The organism is Herbaspirillum aquaticum (genome assembly GCF_002213425.1).
Classification (GTDB): Bacteria; Pseudomonadota; Gammaproteobacteria; order Burkholderiales; family Burkholderiaceae_D; genus Herbaspirillum; species Herbaspirillum aquaticum.
Genome location: NZ_NJGV01000019.1, coordinates 135520 through 145718, shown reverse-complemented (window position 1 = coordinate 145718; position 10199 = coordinate 135520). Strand labels below are relative to the sequence as shown.

10 protein-coding genes are annotated in these 10199 nt (G+C 53.7%); 3 read left to right on the top strand and 7 right to left on the bottom strand.

Annotated elements, in window-relative coordinates; genetic code table 11:
* Nucleotides 1–49: 49 nt before the first annotated feature.
* Complete coding sequence (locus CEJ45_RS24825; RefSeq protein ID WP_158214927.1) at nt 50–199, bottom strand: hypothetical protein; 150 nt, start codon at nt 197–199, stop codon at nt 50–52.
* A gap of 195 nt (nt 200–394) precedes the next feature.
* Here CEJ45_RS24825 and CEJ45_RS17930 point away from each other — a divergent pair, with 195 nt between their 5' ends.
* A complete protein-coding gene (locus tag CEJ45_RS17930; protein WP_088756389.1) occupies nt 395–745 on the top strand; it encodes a helix-turn-helix domain-containing protein in 351 nt (116 codons plus the stop codon).
* On the opposite strand, the gene CEJ45_RS17925 is transcribed toward CEJ45_RS17930, so the two are convergent.
* The 6 genes from CEJ45_RS17925 to CEJ45_RS17900 form a co-directional block, all read right to left on the bottom strand.
* The gene (locus tag CEJ45_RS17925) at nt 734–1042 is read right to left on the bottom strand and encodes a hypothetical protein (protein ID WP_241517370.1); all 309 of its coding nucleotides are present in this window, start codon (nt 1040–1042) and stop codon (nt 734–736) included. The two genes, CEJ45_RS17930 and CEJ45_RS17925, sit on opposite strands and share 12 nt — an antisense overlap.
* 60 nt (nt 1043–1102) lie before the next feature.
* On the bottom strand, nt 1103–1996 hold the full coding sequence (locus CEJ45_RS17920) for a recombination directionality factor (RefSeq protein WP_088756388.1): 894 nt from the start codon (nt 1994–1996) through the stop codon (nt 1103–1105).
* Between the two features lie 29 nt (nt 1997–2025).
* The gene (locus CEJ45_RS17915) at nt 2026–3015 is read right to left on the bottom strand and encodes a YqaJ viral recombinase family nuclease (RefSeq protein WP_088756387.1); all 990 of its coding nucleotides are present in this window, start codon (nt 3013–3015) and stop codon (nt 2026–2028) included.
* Nucleotides 3016–3092: 77 nt separating this feature from the next.
* Nucleotides 3093–4109, bottom strand: coding sequence for a DUF4942 domain-containing protein (locus tag CEJ45_RS17910; protein WP_338152874.1), 1017 nt, complete (start codon nt 4107–4109; stop codon nt 3093–3095).
* Nucleotides 3991–4962, bottom strand: coding sequence for a DUF932 domain-containing protein (locus CEJ45_RS17905; protein ID WP_088756385.1), 972 nt, complete (start codon nt 4960–4962; stop codon nt 3991–3993). The genes CEJ45_RS17910 and CEJ45_RS17905 overlap by 119 nt, the downstream gene beginning before the upstream one ends.
* A 118-nt stretch (nt 4963–5080) precedes the next feature.
* Entirely contained in the window at nt 5081–5413 is a 333-nt protein-coding gene (locus CEJ45_RS17900; protein ID WP_088756384.1) for a hypothetical protein, read from the bottom strand.
* Between the two features lie 289 nt (nt 5414–5702).
* Here CEJ45_RS17900 and CEJ45_RS17895 point away from each other — a divergent pair, with 289 nt between their 5' ends.
* A complete protein-coding gene (locus tag CEJ45_RS17895; RefSeq protein WP_088756383.1) occupies nt 5703–7691 on the top strand; it encodes a site-specific DNA-methyltransferase in 1989 nt (662 codons plus the stop codon).
* Nucleotides 7684–10050 carry a DEAD/DEAH box helicase family protein gene (locus CEJ45_RS17890; RefSeq protein WP_158214926.1) on the top strand — a complete coding sequence of 789 codons (2367 nt, stop codon included), beginning with the start codon at nt 7684–7686 and terminating at the stop codon, nt 10048–10050. The genes CEJ45_RS17895 and CEJ45_RS17890 overlap by 8 nt, the downstream gene beginning before the upstream one ends.
* Nucleotides 10051–10199 lie beyond the last annotated feature (149 nt).

Below are 10199 nucleotides of genomic sequence, written 5' to 3'. Positions count from 1 at the left end.
CAGGATCAGGGCAGCGCTGTTCTGCTGCAAGTGAAGTCATGGATGCAGCTTAAATTCTGGCAAACGCTGTCTTGACGGATGGGTCCACTTTACCCTGCTCGATGTGCATATTGACGTCAAACGGCGCGTCATCAGCGAAAGATGCAGAGCTCGCGAGCAACATGCTGGTGAGGGCCAGTAGATGGAAAGACTTTTTCAAGATTTTCTCCTTGTTGAAGAAGGGGTAGCGGATCGATGTTGGATTAAGCGATCAGGTCGTCTGAAGCTAGCGGTGGGGACAAAATTTACTGCAAGCTCCTCCAAACAACTTTTAAAGTAGATTAACACAACTTTTAATGGCATTCACTCGACTGCCGGGATGCCCAACCATTTCCCAAAGATTTGGAGGGCATAGATGTCAAAGGAAGACGTTGGACAGCTCGCAGTCGTCGTGGGACAGGCGATCGCCAAGCGCCGTTTAGCAAAAGGCTTGACGCAAGAACAACTTTCAGAACGACTGGGAATTGGAAACGAGGCGCTGTCACGTATTGAGCGGGGAGTTGTTCCTCCTACCGTGACGCGCTTGGAAGAAATTGCAGGAATACTGGAATGCGGGGTGTTGGAATTGATGTACACGCATCATGATGGTGCGCAGGACCAAGCCCACCATCTTTTAAGGCATGTGTTGCCGCAGTTGACTGAGTACGATCAATTAATGGTTCTGGAAGTACTGGAGCGCCTGACAACGGGGTTGTTACGGCGCTAGTCCTGAAGGGTCTTTCAGCAACAACGTTGTCGATGCACGGTTTGCGGTGGTCAGGACCCAGATGGTCTTGCCTGTGGGGAGATCATAGGCAGAGAGCAACCGCTGCCCGAGGAGAATGGCAAGATTGTTCTGCATCTTGTCGTGCGCATCGAGGTCGCCCCAGTCACCGTGGATATGCCGATGAAGGAGCAAGATGCTCTCGACGCGGGCTTCTTCCAATGCTGCGGTGGCTGCGTTGGTCATGGATACGCGACCGATATCAAAGTGAGACCATTTGTTAAGTGCGGATGAAGTCACGGATAGCTCCAAAGAAATTCCAGTCGAGCGGGCTTGTTAGTGGACGTTAGTGGAAGGACGTTAATTGATCAGTTTGTCGGCTTTGGCCTTGAGTTTGTCGTTCAGGCTGGGGTTGTTAGGTGGTGCCGTTGACGTGCCTGGACCTGAAGCCGGTGGGCTGGTTGGGTAAAACTCCTCTACAACTTCAGGCGCTTCATCCGCAGAATCCTCAAAGGCTCCATTAGCAAATCCCATTCGAGCGGCATCATCCAGCGCCGTCTGATCGAATCCCGCCGTCCTCTTGCGATCAGCGAGTTCTCGCGCTTGAGCGATAGCGCTTTCCAAGGACATCCCCGACCGCACTGCGAGGTCCACGTAGTAGATGGCACTGCGGTAGCTCTGGGTGGTGGATTTGCCGCGTAGTTTCAGTTCCAGCGGCATCGTTGCCAGCAAGCCGCCTGATAACGCATGGTAGTAATTCAGCCTTGCCGCCAGCGTACGAATGGAGTTGAAGGAAGTGGTTCTAAAGATGAAGCTACCCAGCTCATCGTCTTCGCCAACTATGACGTTGAGGCGGCCATAGGGCTTGCAGCGCTTCAATCCGAACTCGCAGGCCTCCGGCGATGGACAAGGCAGTGTCTCAATGGCGTTATTTGCGGCACGGCGGCAAGTGTCGCCGTTGCCGACACATATCGGCCGGCCCGTTTCTTTCTCGAAAGCAGAGTATTCTGCGCGCAGGTTCAGATTGGGATCATTGAACATGAGTCGCACGGGAATGGCGCGCAGCTTGCCGTTACTGGCTTTGCGCATTGTTTCATCTAGCGGATGCAGCATCCAGCCATCGTGGTTTTGAATTTGTGTCGTTAAGGTAAATTGATCGTCCTTTTCGGGAAGCCTTTTGCCGTTTCGTTCGATTACGCGACCAATGGAAATGCGACCGACTACGGGCGGTGTGATGGCGAGTCCTTTGAGCATAGAAACTCCTGTGACAATGAAATGGTGGATTAATCGCAGATGCGAAATCGCCGGGAACCAGGCTTGCTGGTGGCATATTGCTGGGCCAGATCAGGGTGATCGGCCAGCAGTCTCTCCAGGTCGATGCTGACGCTGTCTTTGCTGCGCTTATAGGTGATCTTGCCGGTGTCGAACTGGGCGACCGAGGCGTCCCCCATGGCCTGCTGCAAGGTCTGCTTGAGCTGTTCGGCCAATGCCTCTTTGGCTTTGATGTCGGCCCTGAGTAAGACCAGATCGGCGAAGGCTGCTGACAATTGCCGGTCCTCTGTGAAATCCACAACGGTGGCATTGCCCGGATAGAGGCAGCGCAAGGCGCGATCGGCCGATTCGGAGCCGTCGGCCGGTGGTGGTGTATCACTGGCGACGTACTGCCAGAACTGCGCCTCCAGATGAATGAGGCGAGAGATCAGTTCATCGTCACGATAGACCCGGTGGACCTCCAGCTTTTGTCCGCAGAGCAGGACCGCGACATCGGCAGATTGCTTGCCGGTGACAGCGAGCTGATGCTGCACTTGGAGTTGGACATATTCAGGCACGCCATCTAGCCACAGCCTTGCACCAAATTCCCCAGCGGTCTTACATTCGAGAATCTGGACTTCAGGACTACCGACAATCTCTCGATCAAGATTGGCCAGCATGAAGGGCACCGTAGCATGCTGGAGGACGGCATTGACCTTGCGGACCTTGCGGCCTGTTTGCTGGGTGTAGGCCGCCGCAACGATGGGTTCGAGCAGGGTTCCCCAGAAGACGGGATGCGTGGTGTCATTGGGATCGGGTTTCTCCAATTGAGCATCTCGCCCTGTTTTCTCCAGCCACAGCTCCAATTGGCTTTTGTAGGGGGATAGACCCACGGCAGCGGCAGCGTCGGAGCCGCCGATACCGCTCTTGCGTACTTCCAACCAGTCTGCGCGGTCGATACGGCGTGTATCGACCAATCGTAATGCCGGCAAGCCTGGCTGTGCGGGATGTTGCACAAGCATGTTCAATACTCCTCAAAGAAACGCCCTGACTGGAAACAGTCAGGGCGGTGGTGGGTACTCCTTGGTGATGGTGGAGCTTACTTTTCGCAGGCCAAGGCATGGGGAAAGTGTTTCGCCAAGATGTTGTTCATTTGTTCAACCAGATCTAGCCGTTTGAACGTCACATGACCACTGCCTTTCTTGAACCATTTCAGGTGAAGATAAGGCGTGTCGAGCGAAGTCTCTCTGGCGTGATAAGCCTGCCAGAGTCGTGACCCTATGCCGATTCGATGATCGGGTTCTGGTTTGTGGTCGAGCACATGAAAGACCCGTACCAGGTCCTCTAACCGATTCGTGGCGGAGCTGTCGGGGGAGCCGCTGCGCATCAGGTAAGTCACAATGATGCGTTTGCCGAATTTGAAGGGTTGATTCGTCTTGTAGTCCCACGATAGTCCCTGGAAGCAGGAGATAACACCTCGCTCGAACATCTCACCACGGGCTTGGTAGAGCGCAGAGAAGGTCGCCTCGATGTTCTCCTTGTTCAGTGCAGGCACCTCGCCCGATTCCAGTTGTGCGTCCCATTTCTGGCGAGCTGTCGCGTCCATGAATGTACGCAGCCCGGATTCGCGCATCAGGTATTCCCAGGCACTACAGTCGATGACGCGCAGAATGTCCCGTGAGACTTGTTCGGGTTCGGCAGCATAATTGCCAGAAAGCCGTGTCTGCTGGCTCAACCAGCGTCCTCGTTCCAGTCTGATTTCGGGGAAGGTCAACTTTGCAGCGTTCGCCAAGGTGTTGCACTCTCGCAGAAGCGCGACCGCTTGGGCTAGCTTGTCTTGGAGGGCAGCGCGCTGATTGATGAGATTGTCGATGCCAACGCTTTTAACTACTTCCATATCGCGGTCTCCATAAAGCGCAACGCCCGCAGAGCCTTGATAGGGCTCTCGGGCGTGTATGCGGTGGTTGGAAAAGATCTGCAGGATTGGAGGAGCGCCCTTAGGCAACAAGTTTGAGGGCTTCTTCCCATGCTTTTTGCTTGATTGATGCGCCCTGCCCGAACCAAGCGGCATCCAGGCGGTGATCGGCACTGCGGGCGCGACGGTGATGGTCAACATACTCGGTGACGCTGTTGACCAATCCCCAGGCGGTACCGGAAGCTGAAGCCAATTCCGCTCCCTTGCCGCGACCCAGATACAGGTCATGGACAGCTTTAAGGGCACGATCATTCACCGCGCTCCCATTTCCGTCAGGCGTCACCGCCACGGAATAGGTCAGTACACGGCGCAAGAACGATTTAGCCGCATCCCCTTTAACCTTGCATTCGGACAGCGCCTTCATGCGGGCCATAAAACCGTCCCATGACGAAATGGCAATGCCCAGCTGCCGCTTGACGGCTTGCGGATCAAACTGGCTGCGGTGCGGGACTTTGATGGCACCACTGCTATCGCCCAGCGCCACGGCGAGCGTGTTGTTGCAGACGACCCGTACTGAGGTGAATTGGGCGGTGGTCGCAAGCGTCCCATCGCAGGCGGTTGCCAGGAGGAGATAACCGTTGATCTTGTCTCTGCCCTTTAAGGTAGCGTTCTGCCCGGTACGGGCCAGTGCCCAGAGCTTCTTGCCTTCCTTGAGGACACCGGCCGTTTCCAGCTCGAAGCCGCCCACTTCCGTGAGGTCGCGATAAAACTCCAGGACTTCGTGAGGTTGGACGACTTGGAAGCGACGGGACACGACCGAAAGCGGGGCCTGCGTATCGGAGCGGTACAGGACCTTCTGATCAGGGAAGGCGTGAATGGAGCCCAGCGAAGTACCAATGCCCGCTGAGACAAATCGGACTTCGGCTTCCTGGATGATCCAGTTCATCCCAGCTTGTTCTGCCCAGACTTCAAGAGGCTGATGGGGAGCGAGTTGATTGCCCAGGTCGTGCCAGGGCGTTTCGTTGACGTAAGCCATCGAGTGAACGAGGTGCATGATGATTCCTTGTAGAGGTAGACGAGTGGATTGAAGTGGTCGAACCTAAAAATACCTACAGCCCCGCAAAGGGCTGTAGGTATTGATGTGGAAGAGCTGGGTTGGAGAAAATGAGCCGTTAGGGCTTGCCAAAGGTGTGGCCGCATTCCTGGCATTCGTAGTTATGGAGTACGTTATCGTCAATGGCTGCGCCAGCAGTGGCACCAGCCACGCTACCGGCTGCGCCGCCAAACAGAGCGCCCATCAACGCACCAGCTAGGCCGCCGACAACCGCGCCCACGGGGCCAACGCTCATGCCAAACGCAGCACCAGCTTCCGCGCCTCCGATCATGGCAGCAGCACTTCCAGCGGCACCGGCAGCTGCTCCAATGGCACTACCTGTTTTACGGGCGTAGTTGCGGGTGGCGATGCAGAGGGATTTGCAGTGGGGGCAAGACAGAGTGGAAGACATGAAAACTCCTTTGGTGAGAAATGCCTATCGGGAAACAGGCGAAGGCGAGCAGTCAAGGCTCGATTCTCAGGAGTGATATATGTCTGAAAGAATCTTTAGTTGGTGCAAAAATTACCGTTTTGAGTATAGTGAGGCTGCTGTTGGGGCGACATGAATCACTTTACTACTAGATTATGATAGGGGCGGAATCTACGTTGATAGATGTTTTTGAGGTATAATTTTAGTAATTTTCCTCTGATTTTTGACGGCGCCCATTGTGGCGCCGTCTCGCTTATTAAGAAGACCACGAATGGACTACGATTCACTCCCCCGCGCGGCGTTAATCCGGCTGCTGCAAGAGCAGGAGCAGGCCAATCGCGACGCCGGCAAAGATGGCATTCGCCTGAATTATGCTGGCCGGACGGCTCCATGGCAGATAACTCGGCAGGTCAAGCCAAAGCTGCACAAAATTGTCAAAAAACTCTCCGTCGGAGATGAAGTGCATCAAGCCGTCAATGAAATTTGGGACGGGGAGAATTTGTCGACGATGGTTACGCTTTATAAGCACCGCGGCCGCGTCGACCTGATCGTAACGGATCCGCCATACAATACTGGCGAGGATTTTCGATATAACGACAAGTGGGACAAGGATCCCAACGACCCAGATCTTGGTGATCTTGTCCCAAAGGATGATGGTTCACGTCATAGCAAGTGGTTGAAGTTTATGACGCCGCGTCTATGGATGATGCGTGAGATGCTCAAACCGGGTGGTGTCATAGCTATTTGTATCGACCATCGCGAGTTGTATCGCCTCGGCATGCTCATGGATGAAATTTTTCATGAAGACAACCGCATCGGCATCATCAACTGGCAGAAAGCTTATTCGCCCAAGAATGACACTGGTGGAAAAAAAGGAGGCCTTTCCTCGGCGACTGAATATGTCCTCGTCTACGCGAAGGATGAAGAGCGCGCGAAGACTGGTCTGCTTGCTCGCACCGAGGCGATGAACGTTCGGTACACCAACGTTGATGACGACGCGGAAGGGGAGTGGGCATCCTCTGACGCCGCAGCGCCAGAATACCGGCGTACGGGGACATTCGGCATTCAATCACCTTTCACTGGAAAGATGTTTTACCCCAGTAGTAACCCAGCGAGCAACCATTGGCGTTTGGAAGCCAAGGAGATGAAGAAGCTTCTGGAAGCCTGGGGGGCTGAATACGTCTACAAGCATCTCGACGACGGATGCGAGGCCAAGGCGATTGTTTTGAAGGGCTGTAAGTTCATCGGTAATGAGCCGGTTCTCGATAGCGCCCCAGTGAAGGTCGCCCGCAAGACGGCACTGGAGCGCTACAAGCAACCACACTGGCCGCAGCTCATATTTACCGATGGCGGCGAAGGTGGCCCGCGTCTGAAAAAGCACTTGAGCAAGATCAAAAAAGGCAAAGTGCCGCTTACATACTGGGCGAACGAAGATTATGACACGCCATTAGAGATCGAGAGTCAGTCTTGGAATCATGAGGAATCGGGTCACAGTCAGACTGGTATTAACGAACTTGATGCCGTAGTAGGAAAGGGGCACGACTTTAAGACGGTTAAGCCGCTTCGACTCATCAAGAAGATCATCCAAATTTGGTGCAAACCTGATGGCTTGGTGCTTGATCCGTTCGCAGGTTCCGGCACGACTGGACATGCCGTCGTTGAACTCAACGCAGAGACGGGCGCTGATCGAAATTTCATCTTGATCGAGCAGGGTAACACCGAAAAGGGCGACCACTATGCGCGTTCCCTCACGGCAGAACGCGTCCGTCGCGTCGTGACTGGTGAATACGCTAGCGGTAAGCGAGATCCTCGGCCCGGAGGCTTCAGATTCATTGAACTGAAAAAAGAGAAGATCGACGCCAGGGCAGTCAATGAGTTGGCTCGTGAGGAAATGATCGACTTACTGCTTACGGTCTACTGGAATAAGGCGGAGAAGGCGAAATCTTATTTACAGCGCCTACCGCTTGGCGCGTACCGCCACCTGTTCGCGGTAAATTCGAAAAATGAGGGATTCTTCTTGATCTGGGACGATTCGGATCAGCCGTCAAAGCTTAATCGCGAGTCATTCAAACGAGTGGCAGAGGAGGCGAGGACAGCCGGTTTGGCAACGCGTTATCACGTCTATGCGACGATTGCGACTTATGTTGGTAATGGGATCGAGTTCTACAAGATTCCTGACTCAGTACTTGAACACATCGGCTTTAATTCGCGCGCTGACGCCTACAATAACGAGGAATTGGGGGAATTGCTGGATGTTTGAACTGAAAGTCTTTCAGGCCAAGGCGGCCCAGTTGATAGCGGACCGCTACGCTTTCTTCGCCAACCACGAGTTCCGGCCCCGTAAAGGAAAGACGCCACGGCCCTACTTTCAAGCTTTGTCGGCAATTACCGGTGCCGGAAAAACGCCGATCCTCGCGGAAGCTGTCGCCCAAATTCGAGCGCACTTTGGTTGTGAGCCAATTGTCTTTTGGATGTCTAAAGCCAAGTCTGTGGTTGCGCAGACTTACTCGAACTTTTCTGGCGGCGGTAAATATTCCGGTCTTATTGAAGGCTTCCGCGTTGTAAACGCCTCTGAACTCAATCCGCATATGATCTCGGACAGTTCAACCGCCTTGATGGTTCTTGCAACGACTGGCCTGTTCAATAATAAAGACCAAGCAGCCGGCCAACTTAACATCTACAAGAAGGACGCGGACCTGTTTGGTAATCAGTCCCCTTGGGAGCGCTTGATTGAGCGCTTTGATGGAAAGCAGCGCCGCCCGCTAGTGATTGTCTACGACGAGGGGCACAACCTGTCGGAGCAGCAGTCCGAAATTCTTGGTGAACTGGAGCCTGACGCGTTCCTGTTGGCGTCGGCGACCCTTAAATTGCCTGAAAATTTCAATCGCTCGATCGTCCAGCACATCCGGTTGTGGATTGAGGATGTCGGTGATAGAGCAATTTTTTCCAAGCTTGGGGCAGTTGACGAGCATGGTGATGTCAGCGCGAAGATGTTCATTACCACGGCGATTGATAGCAAAGATGTCGTCGACGCCCAGCTCGTGAAGAAGGGTATCCAGTTCGATGGAACGACATCCACCATGGAGACGTGCCTTGACGACCTCGTTGGGCGCATGAATCTATTGCAAACTGAGATCACCGCTCGAGGTTTGGATTTCAAACCTAAAGCCATTTACGTCTGCAAGACAAATATGACAGATGACGGTGGTCGCGACGACCACACGAAGCCGTTCCACCAGCGTAGCGCGCCACCGATTCGTATTTGGCGTCATCTCGTCGAAGAGCAGAAGATCGACCCGAAGACAATCGCGATTTATGCAAACTTGGCCTTCATTGAGGGAAACAAGCCCGATATGGTGAACTTGTTTTCCAAAGGTGAGAATGATTTTGATAATTTCTCGGAGGGCGATTTCCAGCACATCATCTTCAACCTGGCACTTCAGGAGGGGTGGGACGATCCCGCCTGCTATCTTGCGTACATCGATAAGTCGATGGGTTCGTCGATTCAAGTCGAGCAGGTCATCGGCCGAGTGTTGCGCCAACCGAAAGCAACGCATTACGACAATGCTCTTTTGAACTCAGCCCATTTCTTCTTGCGAGTGGACAGCAAGCCCGTGTTCGAAGAATCGATTCGCAACGTCAAAGCGAAGCTGCAAAGCGAAGGTGCGCCAATTGAAATTACTAGCAATTACGGCAGTTCTGGCGGTGGAGCCGAAGACCTAATGCCGAAGGAGGGTATTGATGTGAAGTTGTGTCATGTCCATGCAGACGCGGAAGGCGCACATGAGGCCATTGCTGACATCATTTCACAGTTTCCAAACTTCGAAGAGAACAGCCCAAATACTGTTGGGCAAGCGCATTCTGCAACTGAGCTGATTGATTTGACTCACCTAGACGGCGAGTCTCCTAAGACTGCATGGGTCGAGGTGGGGCACACTAACCCCGTACGGCTGCGTTGGTTTATCGAGTCGGCGTTACGCGTGCGATCGAAAGGCGCTAAAGCGGCAACTGATTTTCAGCACAAGAAGTTTGATGTGCGGGTGCAGGTCAACAGCATTGCACACAAGCAAGCAGAGAAGGCCGCTAACGAGATAGTGTCGGCTTACTATGACCTGACCGAGCTTGTTTACGAGAGCATGCGACCGTTCGAATTCGGAGCGATGCGTGTGCCTAAGAATTCCAGCGCCTTCGTAAACGGGCTCTATGAGCGCTACGCCGGGTTCAATAAATTCGAGTTGCCATTCGCGCAGGCGCTCGATACGGTGGGGCTACCTTGGCACCGAAACCCTAGCAATGGCGGCTTCTACATCCCATTGTTGAGTGAAGGCGACACAGCATCTTTCTTTCCTGATTTCATTGTGTGGAAGGGAGACAAAATCTTCTGCCTCGATACCAAGGGTTCGCACTTACTCTCGGATGCCGTCGCTCGTAAGCTATTCGACATCCAAGAGGATGGGAAGACAAAAATCCAACTCCGCTTCATTACTGAGGGTAAGCAAAGTGCCCTACGAGGTAAGGCGATTCCTGGCGGCTATACTGTTTGGAAGATGAAGAGCGGCACCCCGGCGTCGATTCATTTTGACAATATGGACAAAGCTATCAAGGAATGTCTACGTTGATGCGTTAGTGATCTTGAAGACGGGGTAACGCGCGAAGCAGGTTTTATTTGCCAAGGGGCTTCTGGCTACTTTGCGACGGCGACATTCGGAGGATGCGGGGTTTCATGGTTCGGTGCCAAAGAGCGAGGCATTACCTATTTTGTCTCCCC